The organism is Rathayibacter sp. AY1D2 (genome assembly GCF_002932695.1).
Lineage (GTDB): Bacteria > Actinomycetota > Actinomycetes > Actinomycetales > Microbacteriaceae > Rathayibacter.
On the sequence record NZ_PSVX01000021.1, the window covers coordinates 34,289 to 53,248 of the forward strand.

An 18,960-nucleotide genomic window follows, 5' to 3' on the forward strand; every position below is an offset into this window, starting at 1 on the left:
GCGGGGCTCTCCGGCCCTCCCGATCGGGAGGGCCGGACGGTGGTGCCGGCGGCTACTGCACGCGGGCGGTGCCGCTCATCTTCGTCCGCAGACCGCTGACGATCTGGATGACGACGGGCGTCTCCTCGCCGAGGAGGGCGTCCCACTGGCGGACGGCCTGGTCGACCGTCTGCCGGGTGCGGGCGGGCGAGGCGCCGCGGCGGGTGTGCGCGGTGACGCGCAGCACCTTCTGGTGCTTGATCTCGAACGCGGTCACGTCGACCGCGACGATGGACGGCTCCTGCGACAGGGCCTCCTCGAGGACCTGCTCGGCGACCTTCGCGTCGATGGTGACGGAGCCGCCCGTGGGCGTCCCCGCTCCCTCTCCGGAGCCGACGCGCAGCAGCGTGGAGGTGCGGCCGCGGCCCTGGCGCACGATGAAGCGCACCAGAAGCAGGATGAGGACGAGCGCGACGACCGCGATGACCCAGAGGATCCACGGGGTGCCGCCCGAGAGGGCCTGGCTCGTGGGGTCGGCCGCGTCCTGCGCGGCGGTGGACACGTTCTCCTGGACCTGCGGGAGCAGCGACCCCACCGCGACGGCGCCGCCGGCGAGGAGGAGGACGAGGCCCACGACGAACAGGAGCAGCCGGTTGAGGAATCGGTTCGTGGTGGTCATCAGCGGACCGTTCCCTTCTCGGACAGGCGCACCTTGGAGCGCAGGCGCGGGGTGCAGTCGAACGTGGCGAGCTCGGCGTCGACGGCCTCGCGGATCGGCGTGACGTCGACGCTGCGGCCGGAGGTGCGGGAGACCGTCACGTCGACGACGCGGGATCCGACCGACACCGACACGTCGTCCGGGTCGACGTCACCGGCGTAGCCGGCGGTGCGGGCGACGGCCTGCGCGATGACACGGTCGTCGACGATCGCCGCGGTGCGGTCGGTGCTGACGGCGCGACGGCCGCGACGGCCGGGCTTGAGCGACACGACGATCAGGACGAGCCCGATCAGCGCGAGCACGGCGCCGGCGGCGGCGGTCAGCGCGATGGGCGCTGCGGCCGCGTTGAGCAGCGAGGACGCTCCGTCCTGCGGGGCCACGAGCAGCGCGGGCTGGCCGAGGACGGCGAGGACCGCCTCCGTGCCCAGCCACGCGAACAGGAGGATGAGCAGGACGGCGAGGACGATCGCCGATCCAGAGCGGGACGAGTGCGTCTCGCGCCGCACCAGGCGCGGGTAGAGCGCCCGGCCGGCAGTGGTGGGAGTCGTCACGACACCCTCCTTCGTTCTCGGAGGTCGGCACCGGTGATCCGGAGGTCGACCCGGCCGATCGTGGAGCCCGTCAGTTCGAGGCAGCGCGAGCGGATGGTCGTCTGCGCCCGGCTGAGTCGGTCCAGCAGCGTCCCGGAGGAGCGGCGGCCCGTCTCGCCCAGGGGCGTGACGTGGATGGGGGCGTGCGCGACGACGTGGAGGCGTCCTCCCTCGTCGTCGAGCTCGACGGACACGTCGGACGAGTTCACGTCCAGCGCCTCCGCGGTGACGGCCGACACGACCCGGCGCACGGCGCGCGAGCTGATCGTCGTGCGGCCGTGGCTGGCCTCGTCGGCCATCACCGCCGCGGTCACGAGGACCGCCGCCCGCGGAGGGTGTCGCCGAGGGAGCGCAGGTCGAGCTTGCCCTCGACGACCCGCCCGACGCCGTAGCCGATCGCCATGGCGAGCGCGACCCAGAGGAGCGCCCAGAAGCCGAAGACGAGAGCGGTCAGCGCGAGGACCGCGCCGAGGACCAGGCCGATGTGGGACGGAGTCACTTGACGCGGCTCTCGGTCTCGTCGTCCTTGTCGTCCGAGGGGATGAAGACGTCGGAGATGGTGACGTTCACCTCGGCGACCTCCATGCCGACGACCGAGGAGATGGCCTCGGAGACGGCGGAGCGGATGCTGTCGGCGAGCTTCTGCAACGCGACGGGGTACTCGGCGACGACGGTGATGTCGGCGGCGACCTGCTTCTCGCCGACCTCGACGGAGATGCCCTGGCCGCGGTCCTGCGCGTTGATCGCGTTGCGGATGGCGCCGATGGCGCGGGCGGCGCCGTTGCCCAGGTCGTGCACGCCGGGGACCTCGCGGGCCGCGATGCCGGCGACCTTCTCGACGACGCCGTCGGCGATCGTGTTCTTGCCGGCCGAGGTGGCGGTGCCGTGCTTGGCCGAGGAGGCGTTGGCGAGGCTGGTGGGGGTGACGTTGGTCATGATCTTCTCCAGATGGTCAGAGGTCGTGGCCGGGGCCGCGGTGCTCACGATCCGTGGCACATGATGAAGACGTGGCCCGGGACTCGGACGTCCCGGTGGCTCAGCCAAGGTGCAGGGAACGTCGAGCGGAGATGCGTTTCGCGGCCACCGGCGTCCACAGGCTCCTTCGGCGCACTCGCTGAGCGGCCAGCGGAGTGCACAGCCGCGTCAGGCCGCGGTCGCCGTCCCCGCCGGGAGCCGGCGGTCGCGCCGGCGGGTGAGGGCGCGGCGCCAGGCGGGGCTCCACCGCTCCTCGGCGACCGCGTTGAGGCCCCAGGACAGCAGGAGGACGACGACGAAGGCGACGAGTCCTGCTCCGTCGCGGCCGATCAGCGGCCAGAGCGCGCTGACGATCGCGCTGCCCACGACCAGATGGAGGATGTAGAGCGAGTAGCTGATCCGCCCGAGCCAGAGCAGCGGCGCCCATCTCAGCACGGCGGTCCGGCGCCGCATCGCGACGACCGTGACGGCCGCGCAGACGCCGAGGACGACCGCTCCGTCCGGCCCGCCGTGGAGGAGCTGGGCGTTCAGGGCCGCGATCAGAGCCGCCGGCACGGCGAGGAGCTCGAAGCGCCCCTGCCGTCGCGAGAGGAACAGCAGCATGCCGACGCAGAAGAGGGGTCCGTACTCGGCCAGCGTCAGGTTCGCCAGGACCCGGACGGCGACCGGCGCCGAGACGACGTCGACGCCTCCCGAGACGAGGTGGGCGGCGACGGAGGCGGTCGCGGCGACGCCGAGCCAGACGACCACCAGCACGCGGACCAGCCGATCCGTGAACCGGCACTTCGTGAGGACGAGCACGAGCAGCACCAGCAGGTAGAACTGCATCTCGACGGCCAGCGTCCAGAACGCGCCGTTCACGTTGGGCACCAGCAGCAGCCGCTGCACCATCGTGAAGTTGAGCAGCAGCTCCAGCGGCGTGAGGTCGGTGCCGGGGACGCGGGCGAGAGCGCCGACGACGATCGAGACGACCACCGCGATCCAGTAGGCCGGGTAGAGGCGGCTGACGCGGGAGATCGCGAAGTCCGACGGCCGCCGCGCGCGGTCCGCGGACATCAGGATCACGAAACCGCTGATGACGAAGAAGAGCTGGACGCCGAACTCGCCGAACGGGAGCGCGACGGATCCCGGCGGTGCATCCGGATGATCGAGCGAGAACGCGGTGGTGAAGTGGTAGACGACCACGCCGAGGGCGGCGAGGCCGCGCAGACCGTCGAGCTCGACGAAGCGTGACGCCACGGCTCCCCCGCTCCGGAGCCCCCGCCCCTCGCTCGAGTGTTCCAGAGCGCTCCGGTCGCCCGCGCGTCGGCCGTCCGTCGTTCCGCGCCGCGCCCGGCACCCGCCTCGACCCGCATCCCGGCGGCGGAGGCGCGGGGAGGGCGGCGCTACGCTCTCGGGATGGATGCGGAGCGCGCGGGCGAGGGCATGCCGAGCTGACCGAGCGGTTCGTCGCGGATGCGATCGCGTCGGCCTCGCGCATGACCGAGCGCGGGCTCCTCCCCGCGGAGGAGCAGCGCGTCAGGCCGAGTGCAGGTGGCGGTCGAGCGTCATCCAGTTCTCCCGGCTGAGGCGGGCGGCGCCGTCCGTGTCGCCCGCACGGAGGGACTCCACGATCGCGCGGTGCTGCTCCACGGATCCGCGGGCCGCGAGGGAGGCGAAGCGCTGGCGCTCGGCACGGCGGATGAGCGGAGTGGCCTGCTCGAGCACGTCCTCGATCATCCCGTTGCCGCTGAGCCCGGTGAGCACCGCGTGGAACGCGTCGTCGGAGCGCAGCGCCAACTCGACGTCGCCGTCTGCCAGCGCCCGCGCGAAGTCGTCGTTCGCCGACTCCATCGCGGCGAGCGCCTCCGGAGTGACGGCCGGGCCGGCGAGGCGCGTGGCGAGCTCGTGCATGGCGGCGGCGATCTGCTGGGCGTCACTGATGCTCTCGGCCGTGGCGGGGGTCACGATCGTCGCCCGGCCGGGCTTGGCCGAGACGAGGCCGACGCGGGCCAGCCGGAGCAGCGCCTCCCGGATCGGCGTCCGGCTGACCCCGAGCCAGGCCTCGAGCTCCTGGTCGCGGAGGCGCTCCCCCGGCTCGAACGTCCCGTCGACGATCGCGTCGCGGAGGGCGCGGTAGACGTCGTCGCGGAGGAGGGACCGGGGGGTGACGGCGGTCGTCTTCGGGATGGGCATACGGCGACGATAGCACCGCGCGATATATTGCATACGCCACTCGACCGCCGCCACCGGCGTCACTCCACCGACACCGCGCCCGCTCCGCTCACCGCGAGCCGGGTGTCGAGCGGGAGCGGCTCCCACCGGTCGCCCGAGCAGAAGTCGACGCGGTCCCGGTCCAGTCCGCTCGTCGTCACGACCTCGCCGCCGTCGAGCACGACCAGCGTCTGCACCCCCTCGTCCTCGGACCGGTCGGGCACGGACCAGGAGATCCCGGTCCGCTCCTCGACCGACTCCGGCGACTCGTAGGGGCAGACGACGAGGAAGTCAGAGCCGTCGACGCCGTCCACCTCCGCGAGGGCGAACGATCCGCCCGCCGCGGCCTCGGCGGCGTCCTCGACGGCGGGGCCGGGATCCGCCGCGCCCGCGCAGCCGACGAGCAGCAGCGCCGACGAGAGGACGACCGCGGCAGCCCGGGTCCGGCGGCCGGAGGCAGCTCCTCGGCCCGCCGGCCCCGTCACCGCGTCGCCCGCACCGCGTCGAGGATCAGCTCCGCGACCGCGTCCGGCTCCGAGACCGTCACGGCGTGCGACGCGTCGATCTCGACCGCGGTGGAGCGGGCGCGCTCGGCCATGAACCGCTGCGACTCGGCGGGGACGGCGAGGTCCTGACGGGTGATCAGGGTCCAGGACGGGATGCTCCTCCACCCGGCGGCCGTGGCCGAGTCCTCGAGCGCGGCGGCCGCGATCGGCCGCTGAGTCGCGGCCATCAGAGCGGCGGTGGGCTCATCGACGTCGGCCGCGAAGACCTCGCGGAACCGGTCCTGCTGGATGTAGAGGTCGTCGCCGGAGAACCCGCCGGACGCGAAGGGGACGGGGGTCAGGGCGGGGCCGAGCTCGCCGCCCGGGAACCTCCCGGCCAGCTCCCCGGTGCTCTCGCCCGGCTCCAGGAGGAAGCTGGCGACGTAGACGAGCGCGCGGACGTTCGCGGCGCCCTCCGCCGCCTCGCTCGCGACGGAGCCTCCGTAGGAGTGGCCGGCGACGACGACGGGTCCGTCGATCCCGTCGAGGACGCTGCGGAGGTACTCGGCGTCGGGGGCGAGCCCGCGGAGGGGGTTGGCGACCGCGAGGACGGGCAGGCCCTCGGCGAGGAGCCGGGTGGCGACTCCGTTCCAGCCGGACGACTCGGCGAACGCGCCGTGGACGAGGACGACGGTGGGCCGATCGCCCTCAGGGGTGAACGCGGACGTGGACATGGCTGCTCCTTCGGGATGAGGTGGTCGGACGACTGCATGCAATATATTGCATGTAGGTAGAAGAAGGCGAGAGAGTGGCGGGAAATTCCCGAGGCGGATGAACGGAGTGGTCCGGTCGCCTGGTCGGGGCCTCCCACCCTCCCGGCGAGCCGAGCGGTCGGCTCCCGTCGTCATCGATCTGCGCACGACGGAGTGGACGCCTCCTGCCGGGCCGTTCCTGCGTGGAGGCGCGCGGACACGATGCCCCCGCCGGCGCCGGAGAAGCCTCGCGCTCCTCGATGAGCGAGAGGACATAAGCTCGCACACGTGGCAGCCGGCGCAGTGATGTACAACTTCGCGATACAGCTGGCTGATGTGGACCGCGGCGTCTACGAGGACATCACGTTGCGGGCCGCTCGGCACCCCTCCGAGACCGACGCGTACATGATGACGCGCGTGCTCGCGTACTGCCTCGAATACGTGGAGGGGATCACCTTCAGCGAGGGGATCTCGTCGACAGCGACCGAGCCGGCGGTGCTGGTCCGCGATCTCACCGGCAGGCTGACCACGTGGATCGAGGTGGGCGCGCCGGACGCCGAGCGACTGCACTTCGGGAGCAAGCTGGCCGACCGCACGACGGTCTACACGCATCGCAACCCGGAGAAGGTGATCGCGGCGTGGTCCGGCAAGCGCGTCCACCAGCTCGAGCAGATCACCGTGCAGAGCTTCGACCAGGGGTTCCTGGATGCCGCGGTCGCGGTACTCGAGCGCCGCAACACGCTGACCGTGTCGGTCGTCGAGGGGCAGCTGTATCTCGAGTTCAACGGCGTGACGTCGAGCAGCGACATCCACGTGCATCAGCCGGGCTGAGCCGGCGCCGAGTGTCACGAGGTCCGTGTCCGGAAGACCGGTCGGAGGACACGATGAAGCATCCTCCGAAACGGCCCCTCGGGACGCACCCGGAGACGACGAGTTCCCGGCACCGTCCTGAGACGGTTCGGGCCCTCGGGCTCGCCGGGGCTGCGCGTCAGCGGCGCAGCGTGTGGCTCGGCTTCTCGTCGAAGCGCACCTGGTACGCGCTCGCGAAGCGGCCGAGGTTGCCGAAGCCCCACTCGCGGGCGACCGCGGCGACAGTGGTCGAGCAGGGGTCGCCGGCGACCAGGTCGGAGTGGGCGCGGTCCAGGCGCACGTCGCGCAGGTAGACCGACGGCGACACCCCGAGGTGCCGCTTCGTCGCCTGCTGCAGTGTGCGGGTGTGCAGACCGGCCGCGCGGGCGGCGTCGGCCGGGGTGATCGGCTCGTGGGCGTGGTGCTGGAGGAAGTCGAGCGCCACCCGGGTGCGGGAGGCGGACGGGCGCCGCAGCACGGCCGGCACGTCCCACGCGCGCCACGGGAACAGCAGGAGCAGCACGCGGGCGAGGTCGAGCTCGGCGGTGAAGCGCACGAGCGGAGTGATCGCGGCCGTCGCGAGCGCGGCGCTCGCCTCCGTCACCGCGGCGCGCCAGCGGGCGAGGACGCCGGGGTCGGCGTCCGCCGCGTGGTCGAAGGAGACGGGCTGGCGGGGGCCGGCGTGCGTCTCGGTCGCGACGTCCTCGAGGAACCCGGGGGCGAAGTGGATGAGGTTCTGCCGGTGCGGCTCGAACTCGAGCCCGAACTGGCGCTCCGCGGGGAACAGGAACGGGGCCGAGAGCGCGCCGGTCCGGGTGAACGGCGGCAGGTTCAGGCGTCCGCCTCCGGCGCGGAACCAGCCGACGACGTACTCCTTCAGGTGGGGGACCTGGCCGGTGAGGGCGCCGGAGCAGTCGGAGGTGCGCAGGGTCACCCGGTCGCTGCCGCGGACGGCGTAGCGGTAGGAGAAGCTTCGCTGCGACGGAGCGACGCGGAACTCGCCTCCGCCGTACGCCTCGGAGTAGACGGCGGACGCGGCGGACGGATCGTCGCCGGAGGCTTCGTAGCGCCGGTCGGCCCGCTCGTCGCCCGCGAACGGGCTGCCGAGGGTGAAGGTCGACTCGCTCATGACGTCCGCCCGGGGCGGCGGCGGAGGGAGCAGTGCATGGGGGGGGCTTCTTCCGGGTTCGGGGTCTGTGCGCTCGGGGGGACGCACGAGGGGTACGGAATCAAGACGTGTCGAGGAGCCGGAATGTCACGAATCCCGTCTCGAGGCGTCCCCCATCGGCGGCACTCGCAATCCGGCCAGCGGATTCGGCGGCCCGTTGTCAAGGCTGGTAGTCATGCCGGACGGCGCCCCACACTGAGGGCATCGGCGCGCGGGACACCGCGCGCGGGACCGCGGAGGAGGCGCTCATCGACGACGACCCCCTCCTGAACGCGTCCGACGCGACCCTCGCCGCGCGCGCCGTCGACGGCGACGTGCAGGCGTTCGAGCAGCTCGCCCGCCGCCACGGCGCCCTCATGCGCGTCTACGCCGCGAAGCTCCTCGGCTCCGAGGCGGAGTCCGAGGACGTGGTGCAGGAGGCGTTCCTCACCGGCTGGCGGCGTCTGGCCGATCTCGACAGCCCGGCGCACATCCGCAACTGGCTGATGCGCATCGTCACCCACAAGGCGATCGACCGGATCCGCGTCCGCCGCCGCCACGACGACATCGACGACTGGGACCCGCCCGCGCCGCCCGAGCACTCCCCCGAGCGCATCGTCGAGGCGCGACTCCAGCTGGACGCGGTCTGGGAAGCGCTGGACCGATTGCCTGCTGATCAGCGACGCTGTTGGCTACTCCGCGAGACCGCCGGCTACAGCTACCAGGAGATCGCCGACGCTCTCGAACTCCCCGTCTCGACGGTCCGTGGCCTCCTCGCCCGGGCCCGTCGATTCCTGCTCCACGAATTGGAGGCATGGCGATGACCGACGACGCCGCCGTGCCCGAGGACGACCTCGACGGCCACACGCTCGAGGAGCTGGGCGAGTACCTCGACCGCGGCCGCGAGCCGCGCGACCCCTCGATCGAGAACTCCGCCGCGTGCCGGCTCGCTCTCGCGAACCTCACCCGCCTCACCGAGCTCTCGGCGCGGGCGCTGCGGCAGGAGGCCGACCGCGAGCCCGACCGCGACGAGGTCTGGATCGCCGGCCTGCTCGACGCGATCCGCTCCGAGGTGCGCTCCGGCCGCGACATCCCCGTCCGCCACCCCGACCCGACCCTCCGCCTGGCGCTCACCGAGGCGGCCGTGCGCGGGATGATCCGCCGCGCCGGCGACACGATGGGCGGCGTCATCATGGGCCGCTGCACCCTCGACGGCGACGTCTCGGCTCCCGGCGCCGTGGTGCGGATCGACGTGACCTGCGCCCTCGAGTTCGGCCTGCCGGTCGCCGTGGCCGCCGACCGCCTGCGCGAGCGCATCCGCTACGCCCTCGAGCGCCACACCGAGCTGACCGTCGGCGCGATCGACGTGACCGTCGACGACGTGTACCCCCACCGGGAGGAGCGGGAATGACCGACGACACCGAGCTCTCGCAGCGGCTGACCGCCGAGATCCGCGACATCGAGGGCGTCGCGGGGGTCTACCCCGCCCAGCCGATCGTCGAGGCCGCGGCCGACGCGCTCGCCGTGAAGCTGGACCTGCGGCAGCCCGACGTGCTGGTCGACATCGACCGGTCGGAGGGGTTCACCACGGTGAGTGCGCACATCGCCGCGTCCGCCGCACTGCCGGCCCCCGAGACGCTCCGCCTCGTGGGCGAGCGGATGCACGCACTGCTCGCCGCCGACCCGTCGGTCTCGGGGCCGCTCGCCGTGAACGTGAAGGTCCGCCTCATCGAGGACTCGGGGCGCGCCGAGCACTGAGCGGGGCGGCCGCCGTCCCCCTCCCGCGGGAAGCCGCTCGGGTACGCCGCGTATGGCGTGCCGCGTAGCGGAGCGGTATCCCGCGGAAGGGATCAGGGGCAGCCCGACCGGGTCAGCAGGAGACGAGGCGGTCGAAGCGGGATGCGACGCCCGAGCTGTCGCTGAACTTGCGGTTGATGACGCTCATCGTGTTGCAGCCGCTGTCCGGGCCGTTCTTCCAGATGACCTTGACGTTGCCCGCCTGGTCGCAGTGCCACCACACCGTGACCTGCGCGCGACCCAGGGAGTCGCGCTGCGAGCGGACCTCGTAGCAGTTGCCCGGGCCGCCGTTCTGGTAGACGAGCTGCCCGGCGGAGGCGGGGGTCGCGACGGCGACGGCCCCTCCGAGGGCGAGGGCGATCGCGGCGAGCGTGGCCGTGAGACGACGGTGCATGGCGTTCTCCTTCGAACGGGCGATCGGAGGCGACGGCGGCCGCCCCTCTGCCAGCACCCTGGACCCGGCCCGGCCGAGCCCGGTCGTGAGCTTTCGTGCCGGAGATCACCCCGCCTGGAGGGTGGGGGGAGAGCGAGTACTCCTCACTAGCGTCGAGGCGCGTGCAGCTGCGCGCCCCTTCGACGCAGAGGACTCGCCATGCCTTCACGACTCCTCGACCGGCCGCGACTCGCCCTCGCCCTCGCGGCCCTGTGCCTCGGAGTGCTGGCGGCGACACCCCCGCAGGCGGTCGCCGCCCTCGCACCGGCGTCCACGACTCCGACCGCCTCGTCCGCCGGCCAGGCCGTCACGGCGGCACCCGCCGACGCCCCGGGCTGGACCACGCTCCTGCGCGACGACTTCACCGGGCCGGCGGGGGCGCCGGTCGGGAGCCAGTGGGAGCACGAGGTCGGCACCTGGGGCACCGGGGCGGTCGACCGCACGACCGCGTCGACGGCGAACGTCTTCCTCACGGGCGGCGGCGCTCTGGGGATCCGCGCCCTCCGCGACTCCGCCGGAGCATGGACCTCCGGACGGATCGTCACCGCCGACAAGTCGTTCTCGGCGCCGGCGGGCGGCCGACTGCTGATGACCGCCTCGATCCAGCTGCCGGACGTCGCGCAGGCCACCGGGTACTGGCCCGCCTTCTGGGCTCTCGGGCGGGACGCGAACGCCGTCATCGACTGGCCCGCGACCGGCGAGTTCGACATGCTCGAGGCCGTCAACGGCACCGCCCAGGTGATCCAGACGCTGCACTGCGGAGTGCCGGACGGCGGCCCCTGCGACGAGCCCGCCGGCCGGACGAGCGGGATGCTGGACTGCGCGTCCTGCGTGACGGGGTTCCACCGCTACTCCGCCCTGCTCGACCGGACCGTGCCCGGCGACGAGCGCGTGGAGTTCCTCGTCGACGGCGTCACCCGGCACGTGGTGCGGGAGTCGGAGGTGGGGACGGCCGCATGGCAGGCCGCGGTCCCGAACGACGTGCTGCTGATCCTGAACCTCGCCATCGGGGGCGGGCTGCCGAACGGCGTGTGCGGGTGCGACAGTGCAGCCGCTCCGAAGAGCTCCGGCGGGACGATGCTCGTCGACCACGTCGCGGTCTACCGGTCCGACGCGGCGCCGGCTCCGGTCGTCGTCGGAACCGCCGCGGTGGGCGCGACACTGTCCTCCTCCGCCGGTCTGACGGGACCGCTCATGCACCGCTGGGCGGCGGGAGGCGTCGACATCGCGGGTGTGACGGGTCCGGATCTCGTGGTCCCCTCCTCCGCGGTCGGCAAGCGGGTGACCGTGACGGTGAGCGCCGCCGACGGCTCCGGCCCGACGACCTCGCAGCCGACCGCACCGGTCGCCGCCGGCACCCTCGGCACCGCGACGCCGACCGTCACGGGCACGGCCCGGGTCGGAGCGGTGCTCACGGCAGCCCCGGGTCCGTGGACGCCGACTCCCGTCAACCTCACCTACCGGTGGAAGGCGGACGGCGCGGCCATCGCGGGAGCGACGTCGCCGCGGTTCACGCTCACGAAGGCTCAGGCGGGGAAGCGGATCACGCTGACCGTCACCGGGACGAAGACCGGCTACTCCACCGCGAGCCGGACCTCCGCGGCGACGGCGGTCGTGGGACGGTGACGGGCGCGGGCTGTCCCCCGCCCGCCACCGTGTCTCAGACCTCGCGCTTGCGGCGAGGAGCGATGCGCAGGACGGCGGTCCCCGCAGCGATGAGGGCGAAGGCCGCGAGTGCCAGCCAGACCGAGTCGAACCCGGTCATGGCGAGCGTTCCGGCACCGACTCCGGCTCCGGCGGCTGTTCCGATGTGGTTGTACATGTCTCTCTCTCTGTTTCACCAGTCGCGCCGACGGCGTGTCAGCGCATCCAGGTAGGCCTTGGTGTGGACGACCTGCAGGAACAGGTCGACGACGAGCTCGTACATCGACGCGGCGGCGAGCATGTACCGCCAGCCGCGGTCGCGGACCGTCACGATCCGCTCGACGACGAAGATCGCGGTGACGGCCAGCCAGAACGGCTGGAGGCTCAGCTCGCCCCAGCCGACGGCGTAGACGATCGTGGCCAGGTAGACGTAGGTGATGATGCAGCCGAGCATCGTGAGCAGCTGGCGCCCCCAGTAGGGAGCCGTGACCCGCGTGAAGCCGTACTGCACGCAGTTCTCGACCGCTCCGCGCTTCCAGCGCAGGCGCTGACGCCACAGGTCTCCCCAGGTCGGCATGACCTCGGTGACGAGGGTGCAGCCGGCGGGGCTCAGCACGTCGTAGCCGAGGTGGCGGATCGCGAACGTGAGCTCGTTGTCCTCGGTGAGGACCGTGGTGTCGTAGATGCCGCCGATGCCGTCTCCGGAGGGGAGGGAGCCGGCCAGGCGGGCCGCGCTGATGCGGCGCATCACGGCGACCTGGAGCACGGCCGCGGTGCCCGTGACGACCAGGCACTTCCCGTTCAGGCGGCGCACGTCGCGGGCGTAGCGCGCGTACTCGTTGCGCTGGAGGTGGCCGACGAAGCCGCCGCCCTCGCCGCCGCGGAACACTCCTCCGACCGCGCCGATGCCGCCGTGCAGCCTGCCGCGGGCGATCTCGAGGAACCCGGGGTCGAGCGCGGAGTCGGCGTCCTGCACGAGCACCAGGTCGTCGTCCTGCAGCCCCGGGAGGACCTCGGCGAGGAACTGGTTGAGGCCGCCCGCCTTCTTGTGGCTGTTCCCGACGGTGACGAAGACCTCGGCGCCGTGCGCGAGAGCGATCTCGACCGTGGCGTCGGTGCAGTTGTCGGCGATGACGACGATCCGGTCCGGCGGCCAGGTCTGCCGGCGCAGGCCCTCGATCGCCGCGGCGATCCCGGCCTCCTCGTTGTGGGCGGGGAGGGCGGCGACCAGGTCGCCGATGCGCGACGAAGCGCGGCGGCCGCTGCGGGGGCGGGTGCCGGCGATCGGGGTGGATGCCGGAGGGAGCCGGTCGGCGTCGACGGCGGGGAGCACGGTGCGCTCGAGGACTGCAGTGGGGGCCGGCGGACGCTCGAGCAGCGCGGTCGCGGCGGCCGGACGCTCCAGGAGCGCGGTCGCGGCGGTCGGACGCTCCGGGACGGCGGTCGCGGCGGCCGGATACTCCAGGACAGCGGCCGTCGCGGCCGGAAACGCGGTCGGCGCAGCCCGACACTCCAGGACAGCGGCCGGCACGACCGGTCGCTCGACCACCGCGGACGGGGCGGCCGGACGCTCCAGCACCGCGGTCGGGGCGGCGGGAACCGTCACCGCTCCGGCAGGCGTCGCGGACGCGAGGCGGCGCGGAGCGGAGACCCGTTCGCGCCCGGAGCGGGCGGCACGGCGTCCCGAGAGCGGGCGCGAGGCCGTCTCGTCGTGCGCCTCCCAGGTCGCCCGGCGACGGGGAGCCGTCGGCTCGTCCGCGCCGTGGCCGGGCTGTGTCGTCATGACTGTTCCTCTCCGCGGCCGGGGGCCGATGTGCGCTGATGAGCGCCCGCGCGGAACGGAGGTCGTCGCCGGGGTGGGCGCGACCCGAGTGAGGAACGGCGTCCGACGGGGGGATCGGAGCAGGGCCTGACAGAGGACAGCATCGGGGGGTGCTGCGATCAACCTAGGGGCACGGAGATGATGGAAGCAAGTGAATTTTGTCACCCTAAAGGGGCCATGCAAGGTCCTTGCGGCTCCGTCGTCTTCGTCGTAACAGGTCAGTCGGCTCGCCGAGCCTCCTCCACACCCGGCGCACCCCTCTCCGCTCGGCCCCGCGGCGGGCCGTTCGGGGGTCGGCGGCGCTCTTGTGCGCCGAGCCGCCGGGGTCCACCATCGAGCGACGGCCCCCCGCCCGGGGCGGCCGCACCCGACGGGTCAGGGGCGCCATGCGGTCGCGAGGTCTGCTCTTCTGCCTGATCCCGCCGATCCTCTGGGGCGGCATGCTGCCGGTCGCGGACAGCATCGCGGCGACGGTCGACTCCTTCTTCATGACCCTCATCCGCTACACCGCCGCCGCGGTCGTCCTGGCCGCGCTGCTCGCCCGGGCGGAGGGGCTCCGCGCCTTCCGGCTCGACGGCCGCGGGTGGCGGCTGGCGCTGCTCGGCGCCTCCGGATTCGCCGGCTTCGGCCTGCTCGCCTTCACGGCTCTGCGGTTCACCTCGGCCCCGAACGTCAGCCTGATGATGGGGATGATGCCCGCGATCGGCGCGGTGCTCGCGAGCATCGGCGCGCGTCGCCTGCCGCCGGCCGCCACCGTCGGCTGCATCCTGCTCGCGCTCGCCGGAGTCGCGCTCGTCGTCACCCGCGGCGACGTCGCCCTCCTCCTCGACGGCGAGCTGGGGTTCGGCGAGCTGCTCGCCCTGCTCGGAGCGATCTGCTGGGTCGTCTACACGCGCGGAGCCGCGGCGTTCCCCGGCTGGTCGGCGCTGCGGTACTCGACGCTCACCACCGCGCTCGGCTGCCCCTCGATCGCCGTCGCGGTCGCCGTGGCGACGGCCACCGGCTCCGCGCACCCGCCGACCGGTGCCGAGGTGCTCGCGGCCTGGCCGCAGCTGGCCTACCTGATCCTGCTGGCCGGAGTCGTCGCCGTGCTGCTGTGGAACACGGGCATCAAGCTGCTCGGCGCCCTCAACGGCACGCTCTTCCAGAACCTCGTCCCGGTCACGACCTTCGCGATCAGCATGGCGGGCGGCTACCGGCCGGGGCCCGTCGCCCTGCTCGGCGCGGCCATCGTCGTGACGGCGCTGCTGCTCAACAACTGGGCGACGCGGCGCGCGGCCGCGGTCGCCGCGCGCCCCGCGGCGGTGCCGGCTCCGGTGCGCTGAGCGCACCGCGAGAGCCTCCCGCTCGGGGCGGTCACTGGTCGGAGTTGCCGGCCCAGCGGACGGAGCCCTGCGCCTCCTCCTTGCTGATCGGAGACACCGTGCCGCAGTGCGAGCACTCGAGCAGGTAGCGGGTCGAGACGGTCAGGACGGGGACGAAGAAGAGCGAGAGGCGCGTCCGGCGGCGGAGGATCCGCTGCTCGTCGCGCTGCCCGCAGACGCGGCAGACGAAGACGAGCGTCCGGAGGAGGTCCTCGACGGCTCGGGTCCCGAAGATGAGGAGCATGCGTCCGAGCGTAGGGAGCAGGGCGCGCTCGGCGGAGGGGGTTGCCGGGGCGCCGTCGCCGCGTAGCGCCGGGCGCAGACGACCACGGCGAGCGCCGTCTCGAGCAGGTCGCCTCCGTAGAACAGCAGGAGCGCCGCCTGGCGTCCGGTCTCGTCCGGCGCCTCCGCGTAGAGCACGGTCGCGAGCAGCGCGTGCGCGGCGATGCCCGCTCCGAGCACCCCCAGGCGCAGGCCGAACGGGGCGCGGTGCGGGTTCGGATCGACTCCGGCGAGCGCCGCCGTCAGCAGGCAGCCGCTGAGGAGGAAGTGCACGCTGAGCGCGAGGTGCAGCAGCGGATCGGCGTGCGCGGTAGTGAGCAGTCCGGTCGCGTGCACGAGCCAGAGGGAGCCCGTCGAGAGCAGGAGCGCCGTCACGGGGTGGGCGAGGAGACGGGCCGGGCGGCTCCGGAGCAGCCGCGAGAGCCGCCGGGCAGCCGTGACGTCGAGCGCGCGCAGGGCCAGGGTGACGGGGGCCGAGAGCACCAGGAGGAGCGGCGCGAGCATCCCGAGGACCAGGTGCGTCAGCATCGCCCCGCGCGGATCCGCGTGCGACCACTCCGCGAGCGGACCCGCGAAGCAGAGCGCCGCGGTCGCGAGCCCGCCGAGGAGCAGGGCGGTGCGGTGCAGCGGCCACGGCCGTCCGCGCCGCCACTCGAGTGCCGCGGCGCCCCCTCCGAGCGCCGCCGCCGCGGCCAGCGGGGCCAGGAGCAGCAGGCCCGGGTCGAGCAGGGTGTGGTCGGCGTGCGGGGTCACGCCGTCGCGCGCCGTCGCCGAGGCAGGAGGAGGAGGCCCGCCGCGAGCAGTACCGCTCCCGAGGCGATCCAGGCGGAGTCGTAGAGCAGCAGGTCGACGTCGTAGCGGACCTGGTGCACGCGGAGCAGCTTGTGGTCGACGACTCCGTCCCACAGCTGGAACAGTCCCGCCCCCGTGAGCCCCGCGGCCCACGCCGTGCGCGGACGCAGAGCGGATCGGCGCCGGGCGTCGGCGAGCAGGAAGCCGCCCCCGACGAGCGCGAGGAGCTCGGCCGCGTGCAGCAGCCCGTCCGAGAGCAGGCCGATCGCCGGGGTGGAGCGGTCGTAGAAGTGGTGCCAGGCGAGGATCTGGTGGAAGACGATCTCGTCGACGGCCGCCATGAGGCCGACTCCGATCAGGAAGGCGCCCTGGAACGCCCTGTCGCCGCGGAGTCCCCGGCCGCTCCGCCGCATCAGGTCCCCTCCCGATCGAGTGCCGGGGCCCCGGGATCCCGAGACCCCCGCGCCTCCTCCCGAGGCCCCGCCACCAGGGAAGCGGACGCCCGGATCGCGGCCTAGAGGGTTGACTCCTCGCGCCCGCGCCGGTCGTGCTCCCCCTCCGCTACGGGCTGGGCCGACGAGGCGCAACCCCGCGCGAGGGGCGCTCCCGTTCGGGAGAGTGGAGGCATGCAGCAGCTGACCTACGCCTCCAAGAGCTTCGTGACGACCGACGCCGTGACCGAGGCCCTCCTCGACCTGGTGACCGCGATCGACCGCCAGGAGCACTCCGAAGCGGTCACGGTCCCGGCGTTCACCGAGGACGGCGAGCTCATCGAGGCGAAGATGACCCTCGACGCGAGCAGCGAGCTCGTCGCCGTCCCCGTCGAGGTCTCCATCAAGGACGAGGAGTCGACCACCGGCGCCGTCGAGGCCGCCGTCGAGGACATCCGCTCCCGCATCAAGAGCAACCGCGCCACGATCGCGCGCCCCGTGATCGACGAGGACCCGGAGCCCTACAACTACGAGGAGTTCTGAGCCGCGCCTGCGGGCCTTCACGCCTCCGCGGCTCCGCACTGAGGTGCCCGGATCTGCTCACGACACGCCGGAGCGGCCGGCCGATCCGAGCACCACAGCGGCCGCCCTCCCACATCAGTCGAAGAAGTCCGCATCAATCTCGACCGCTGTGTACGTCTCCTTCACCTGGACGCCCACTCGGTACTTGATCATCAGCCCCACGAGACGCTCTCCGTCGATGAGGACGACGCGGGACTGGACTGCGTTGGCGTAGCTGGTTGCAGCCGGGGTGAATGCGGACGTAGTCAGGAATACTCCCCTTGAAGCACCAAAACCGTGCAGAGCTCCGACGAAAGCCTGAATCGTCTCCCGGCTGATATTGCTCCCAGCCCGGTATCTCTTCGCTTGAACGTAGACGCGTTCCAAGCCAAGAGCATCCTGGTCGATGACGCCGTCTACTCCACCGTCCCCGGTACCGCCGATGCGCTTGCCTCGCTGCTCAGCCCCTCCGTAGCCCATCGCAAGCAGCAGATCGACGACAGCCTGCTCGAAAAAGTCAGGGTGACTATCGCGAAGCCGGGCGAGAAGCTCCTCACCGACCTCTGCCTCGATACGCGAGATCGCGTCCTCGATCTGCTCGACGGGATCCAGCACCTGCGTGTCCAGCGGGTGATCGACCGCTTCGCTCTCGCTGACCCGCTGCTTCTCTACATCCTTCGGCCAGAAGGGGGCGAAGATCTGACGCGCACTCGCGTAGTCGAACCCACCGGCGTGGCGAGCGAGGGCCTCACGACCGTCGGCCGTTATTGAGTAGTGGCCTCTCAGCGGACGCTCGATCCATCGGGCTTTCATCAAGTTCGAGAGGGCCCAGCCGATCCGTTGGGTATACCGAAGGCCACCCGTCCGCAGGGTTTCCGCACGGGCCCTCGGTGTGAGCGCCAGAACATCTGCCGCTCTTCCGAACACGTCCTTCCGATGGAGCACATCGCCCGACTCCAATATCTGGAGTACCGGAACCACGAATACGGGCCAGATCGGAACATCCGAGCCTGGTTCTTCTTCCAGTGCAGTCATCCGTTCATGGTGCACCACTCTGCCCCCGACAGTCGCATCGTCGACGGTTGAGGCGGTCTTGCTCCAACTGCTGGCCGCCCACTCAGAGGGCCGCGCTTCAGGCGGCTTTGCCTTCCTGTCGCACCCCGGAGGCCGCGCAGAACTTTCTAAGCCTGAACTGATCTCTCCGCACAGCAGAGCTCAGGGTCGCTCGGCACTCGTTCTAACTTCAACGAGGACCCCTGAACAAGCTGCGCCTCTTGACCGGGGGCGCCGCAGGGAGTCGGATGAGGGCGTGCGCGCGCTGGTCCCCGTCTCCGATCCGTGGTCCGTCGACGGGAGCGGGCGGACGGACGACGGGCCCGTCGACGACCTCTCGGTCCGCGCCGAGCGGGACGGCGGCTCGTACTCGGTCCGGACGCTGCGGCTGACCGGTGTCCGCCTCGGGCCGCGCGGCTCGGTGCACGGAGTGGTCACCGACCCGGTCGCGACGGCCGCGCTCGCGATCGGCTCGCTCCTCCTCTCGGTGATCCCCGCCGGCCTGCCCGGGGACCGGACGCGAGCGGCGATGGTGGCGGCGGAGGCGCGGGCTCAGGAGCTGGCCGCCGACCGGCCCGCGTGGGACGTGAGCCCCCTCCCCCTCGACGGGATCGACTACGCGCTCTTCACCCGGACCCTGCCCGAGGGCGCCGTCGCGCACGCCGACCTCGGCTGGGCCGTCGTCGCGCTGTGGAGCACAGGCCCGCTCCCCCGGGGCCCCTTCCACCTGCTCGAGATCCCCGACGAGCCCGTCCAGCGCTGAGTCGCCCGGATCGGCCCGCGGCACGCCGCAGCGGGGAGCCGATCCGGGCGACTCAGCGAACGGGTCAGCGCACTCAGCTCAGGGTCACGCGCCCGCGACCGTGGAGCCGCGCACCAGCAGCTCGGTCGGCAGCAGCGTCACGCGCTGCACCTCCTCGCCGGCCAGGAGGCGCACCAGCACGTCCGCCATCGCCTCGCCGAGGCCCGTGGAGGGCTGGCGCACCGTGGTGAGGCGCGGCTCGCTCGCCTCGGCGAAGTAGTCGCCGTCGAATCCCGCGAGCGCGATGTCGCCCGGCACCGTGAGGCCGCGCTCGCGCAGCGCCGTCAGGGC

26 protein-coding genes are annotated in these 18,960 nt (G+C 72.8%); 8 read left to right on the forward strand and 18 right to left on the reverse strand.

The window, feature by feature from the left end; genetic code table 11:
- Positions 1-52: 52 nt before the first annotated feature.
- From C5D04_RS07385 to C5D04_RS07425, 9 genes are all read right to left on the reverse strand, one after another.
- On the reverse strand, positions 53-658 hold the full coding sequence (locus C5D04_RS07385; protein WP_104238125.1) for a hypothetical protein: 606 nt from the start codon (positions 656-658) through the stop codon (positions 53-55).
- A complete protein-coding gene (locus C5D04_RS07390) occupies positions 658-1,248 on the reverse strand; it encodes a DUF6286 domain-containing protein (protein ID WP_104347498.1) in 591 nt (196 codons plus the stop codon). The genes C5D04_RS07385 and C5D04_RS07390 overlap by 1 nt, the downstream gene beginning before the upstream one ends.
- Entirely contained in the window at positions 1,245-1,601 is a 357-nt protein-coding gene (locus C5D04_RS07395) for a hypothetical protein (RefSeq protein ID WP_244230558.1), read from the reverse strand. Before C5D04_RS07395 ends, C5D04_RS07390 begins: the two co-directional genes overlap by 4 nt.
- On the reverse strand, positions 1,598-1,786 hold the full coding sequence (locus C5D04_RS07400; protein WP_104223990.1) for a DUF2273 domain-containing protein: 189 nt from the start codon (positions 1,784-1,786) through the stop codon (positions 1,598-1,600). The genes C5D04_RS07395 and C5D04_RS07400 overlap by 4 nt, the downstream gene beginning before the upstream one ends.
- A complete protein-coding gene (locus C5D04_RS07405) occupies positions 1,783-2,223 on the reverse strand; it encodes an Asp23/Gls24 family envelope stress response protein (RefSeq protein WP_104223989.1) in 441 nt (146 codons plus the stop codon). Before C5D04_RS07405 ends, C5D04_RS07400 begins: the two co-directional genes overlap by 4 nt.
- A 207-nt stretch (positions 2,224-2,430) precedes the next feature.
- The gene (locus tag C5D04_RS07410) at positions 2,431-3,501 is read right to left on the reverse strand and encodes an acyltransferase (protein WP_181137684.1); all 1,071 of its coding nucleotides are present in this window, start codon (positions 3,499-3,501) and stop codon (positions 2,431-2,433) included.
- A 279-nt stretch (positions 3,502-3,780) separates the two neighbouring features.
- On the reverse strand, positions 3,781-4,437 hold the full coding sequence (locus tag C5D04_RS07415) for a GntR family transcriptional regulator (RefSeq protein ID WP_104347500.1): 657 nt from the start codon (positions 4,435-4,437) through the stop codon (positions 3,781-3,783).
- Positions 4,438-4,496: 59 nt separating this feature from the next.
- Positions 4,497-4,940, reverse strand: a complete 444-nt coding sequence (locus C5D04_RS07420; RefSeq protein ID WP_104347501.1) for a hypothetical protein — start codon at positions 4,938-4,940, stop codon at positions 4,497-4,499.
- Positions 4,937-5,674 (reverse strand): alpha/beta fold hydrolase, encoded by a 738-nt coding sequence (locus tag C5D04_RS07425; RefSeq protein ID WP_104347502.1) that lies wholly within the window; start codon positions 5,672-5,674, stop codon positions 4,937-4,939. Before C5D04_RS07425 ends, C5D04_RS07420 begins: the two co-directional genes overlap by 4 nt.
- 306 nt (positions 5,675-5,980) lie before the next feature.
- On the opposite strand from C5D04_RS07425, the gene C5D04_RS07430 reads away from it, so the two are divergent.
- Positions 5,981-6,523, forward strand: a complete 543-nt coding sequence (locus C5D04_RS07430) for a YaeQ family protein (RefSeq protein WP_104250497.1) — start codon at positions 5,981-5,983, stop codon at positions 6,521-6,523.
- A gap of 157 nt (positions 6,524-6,680) precedes the next feature.
- Here the strand turns inward: C5D04_RS07430 and C5D04_RS07435 are convergent, their stop codons facing one another.
- On the reverse strand, positions 6,681-7,670 hold the full coding sequence (locus C5D04_RS07435) for a helix-turn-helix transcriptional regulator (RefSeq protein ID WP_104347503.1): 990 nt from the start codon (positions 7,668-7,670) through the stop codon (positions 6,681-6,683).
- Between the two features lie 353 nt (positions 7,671-8,023).
- Here C5D04_RS07435 and C5D04_RS07440 point away from each other — a divergent pair, with 353 nt between their 5' ends.
- The 3 genes from C5D04_RS07440 to C5D04_RS07450 are packed head-to-tail and all read left to right on the forward strand — an operon-like array spanning position 8,024 to position 9,446.
- On the forward strand, positions 8,024-8,512 hold the full coding sequence (locus tag C5D04_RS07440) for an RNA polymerase sigma factor (RefSeq protein ID WP_244248147.1): 489 nt from the start codon (positions 8,024-8,026) through the stop codon (positions 8,510-8,512).
- Positions 8,503-9,099 (forward strand): Asp23/Gls24 family envelope stress response protein, encoded by a 597-nt coding sequence (locus C5D04_RS07445; RefSeq protein WP_104223973.1) that lies wholly within the window; start codon positions 8,503-8,505, stop codon positions 9,097-9,099. The genes C5D04_RS07440 and C5D04_RS07445 overlap by 10 nt, the downstream gene beginning before the upstream one ends.
- Positions 9,096-9,446, forward strand: a complete 351-nt coding sequence (locus C5D04_RS07450; protein ID WP_104223972.1) for a hypothetical protein — start codon at positions 9,096-9,098, stop codon at positions 9,444-9,446. The genes C5D04_RS07445 and C5D04_RS07450 overlap by 4 nt, the downstream gene beginning before the upstream one ends.
- A 112-nt stretch (positions 9,447-9,558) precedes the next feature.
- Here C5D04_RS07450 and C5D04_RS07455 read toward each other — a convergent pair whose 3' ends face one another.
- Positions 9,559-9,879 (reverse strand): hypothetical protein, encoded by a 321-nt coding sequence (locus C5D04_RS07455; protein ID WP_104347504.1) that lies wholly within the window; start codon positions 9,877-9,879, stop codon positions 9,559-9,561.
- 198 nt (positions 9,880-10,077) lie between these two features.
- Here C5D04_RS07455 and C5D04_RS07460 point away from each other — a divergent pair, with 198 nt between their 5' ends.
- Positions 10,078-11,544, forward strand: a complete 1,467-nt coding sequence (locus C5D04_RS07460; RefSeq protein ID WP_104250499.1) for a family 16 glycosylhydrolase — start codon at positions 10,078-10,080, stop codon at positions 11,542-11,544.
- Between the two features lie 34 nt (positions 11,545-11,578).
- Here C5D04_RS07460 and C5D04_RS18165 read toward each other — a convergent pair whose 3' ends face one another.
- Both C5D04_RS18165 and C5D04_RS07465 read right to left on the reverse strand, forming a co-directional pair.
- Complete coding sequence (locus C5D04_RS18165; protein ID WP_167305255.1) at positions 11,579-11,740, reverse strand: hypothetical protein; 162 nt, start codon at positions 11,738-11,740, stop codon at positions 11,579-11,581.
- Positions 11,741-11,755: 15 nt separating this feature from the next.
- A complete protein-coding gene (locus tag C5D04_RS07465) occupies positions 11,756-13,345 on the reverse strand; it encodes a glycosyltransferase family 2 protein (protein ID WP_104347505.1) in 1,590 nt (529 codons plus the stop codon).
- A gap of 425 nt (positions 13,346-13,770) precedes the next feature.
- On the opposite strand from C5D04_RS07465, the gene C5D04_RS07470 reads away from it, so the two are divergent.
- Entirely contained in the window at positions 13,771-14,709 is a 939-nt protein-coding gene (locus C5D04_RS07470; protein ID WP_104347506.1) for a DMT family transporter, read from the forward strand.
- Positions 14,710-14,740: 31 nt separating this feature from the next.
- Here C5D04_RS07470 and C5D04_RS18870 read toward each other — a convergent pair whose 3' ends face one another.
- Genes C5D04_RS18870 through C5D04_RS07485 form a run of 3 tightly spaced genes read right to left on the reverse strand, consistent with a single transcriptional unit; the run spans position 14,741 to position 16,235 of the window.
- Positions 14,741-14,899, reverse strand: a complete 159-nt coding sequence (locus C5D04_RS18870) for a hypothetical protein (RefSeq protein ID WP_374953265.1) — start codon at positions 14,897-14,899, stop codon at positions 14,741-14,743.
- Positions 14,851-15,783, reverse strand: coding sequence for a cytochrome c oxidase assembly protein (locus tag C5D04_RS07480; RefSeq protein WP_181137685.1), 933 nt, complete (start codon positions 15,781-15,783; stop codon positions 14,851-14,853). The genes C5D04_RS18870 and C5D04_RS07480 overlap by 49 nt, the downstream gene beginning before the upstream one ends.
- Positions 15,780-16,235, reverse strand: coding sequence for a DUF2243 domain-containing protein (locus C5D04_RS07485; RefSeq protein WP_104223966.1), 456 nt, complete (start codon positions 16,233-16,235; stop codon positions 15,780-15,782). Before C5D04_RS07485 ends, C5D04_RS07480 begins: the two co-directional genes overlap by 4 nt.
- A 213-nt stretch (positions 16,236-16,448) precedes the next feature.
- Between C5D04_RS07485 and C5D04_RS07490 the strand changes: the two genes are divergently transcribed.
- Positions 16,449-16,796: a hypothetical protein gene (locus C5D04_RS07490; protein ID WP_104223965.1), complete on the forward strand. Its 348-nt coding sequence runs from the start codon at positions 16,449-16,451 to the stop codon at positions 16,794-16,796.
- A gap of 114 nt (positions 16,797-16,910) precedes the next feature.
- Here C5D04_RS07490 and C5D04_RS07495 read toward each other — a convergent pair whose 3' ends face one another.
- Positions 16,911-17,849, reverse strand: a complete 939-nt coding sequence (locus tag C5D04_RS07495) for a restriction endonuclease (RefSeq protein ID WP_104333159.1) — start codon at positions 17,847-17,849, stop codon at positions 16,911-16,913.
- Positions 17,850-18,123: 274 nt separating this feature from the next.
- Between C5D04_RS07495 and C5D04_RS07500 the strand changes: the two genes are divergently transcribed.
- Positions 18,124-18,630, forward strand: coding sequence for a hypothetical protein (locus C5D04_RS07500; RefSeq protein WP_104347508.1), 507 nt, complete (start codon positions 18,124-18,126; stop codon positions 18,628-18,630).
- An 84-nt stretch (positions 18,631-18,714) separates the two neighbouring features.
- On the opposite strand, the gene C5D04_RS07505 is transcribed toward C5D04_RS07500, so the two are convergent.
- The coding region (locus tag C5D04_RS07505; RefSeq protein ID WP_181137686.1) for a substrate-binding domain-containing protein at positions 18,715-18,960 on the reverse strand (246 nt) is incomplete at its 5' end.

Coding starts and splice junctions, on each gene's coding strand:
- C5D04_RS07385 (WP_104238125.1), bottom strand. CDS start 658: ATGACCACCACGAACCGATTCCTCAACCGGCTGCTCCTGTTCGTCGTG.
- C5D04_RS07460 (WP_104250499.1), top strand. CDS start 10,078: ATGCCTTCACGACTCCTCGACCGGCCGCGACTCGCCCTCGCCCTCGCG.
- C5D04_RS07405 (WP_104223989.1), bottom strand. CDS start 2,223: ATGACCAACGTCACCCCCACCAGCCTCGCCAACGCCTCCTCGGCCAAG.
- C5D04_RS07485 (WP_104223966.1), bottom strand. CDS start 16,235: ATGCGGCGGAGCGGCCGGGGACTCCGCGGCGACAGGGCGTTCCAGGGC.
- C5D04_RS07435 (WP_104347503.1), bottom strand. CDS start 7,670: ATGAGCGAGTCGACCTTCACCCTCGGCAGCCCGTTCGCGGGCGACGAG.
- C5D04_RS07490 (WP_104223965.1), top strand. CDS start 16,449: ATGCAGCAGCTGACCTACGCCTCCAAGAGCTTCGTGACGACCGACGCC.
- C5D04_RS07495 (WP_104333159.1), bottom strand. CDS start 17,849: ATGACTGCACTGGAAGAAGAACCAGGCTCGGATGTTCCGATCTGGCCC.
- C5D04_RS18165 (WP_167305255.1), bottom strand. CDS start 11,740: ATGTACAACCACATCGGAACAGCCGCCGGAGCCGGAGTCGGTGCCGGA.
- C5D04_RS07470 (WP_104347506.1), top strand. CDS start 13,771: ATGCGGTCGCGAGGTCTGCTCTTCTGCCTGATCCCGCCGATCCTCTGG.
- C5D04_RS07450 (WP_104223972.1), top strand. CDS start 9,096: ATGACCGACGACACCGAGCTCTCGCAGCGGCTGACCGCCGAGATCCGC.
- C5D04_RS07445 (WP_104223973.1), top strand. CDS start 8,503: ATGGCGATGACCGACGACGCCGCCGTGCCCGAGGACGACCTCGACGGC.
- C5D04_RS07455 (WP_104347504.1), bottom strand. CDS start 9,879: ATGCACCGTCGTCTCACGGCCACGCTCGCCGCGATCGCCCTCGCCCTC.
- C5D04_RS07415 (WP_104347500.1), bottom strand. CDS start 4,437: ATGCCCATCCCGAAGACGACCGCCGTCACCCCCCGGTCCCTCCTCCGC.
- C5D04_RS07465 (WP_104347505.1), bottom strand. CDS start 13,345: ATGACGACACAGCCCGGCCACGGCGCGGACGAGCCGACGGCTCCCCGT.
- C5D04_RS07425 (WP_104347502.1), bottom strand. CDS start 5,674: ATGTCCACGTCCGCGTTCACCCCTGAGGGCGATCGGCCCACCGTCGTC.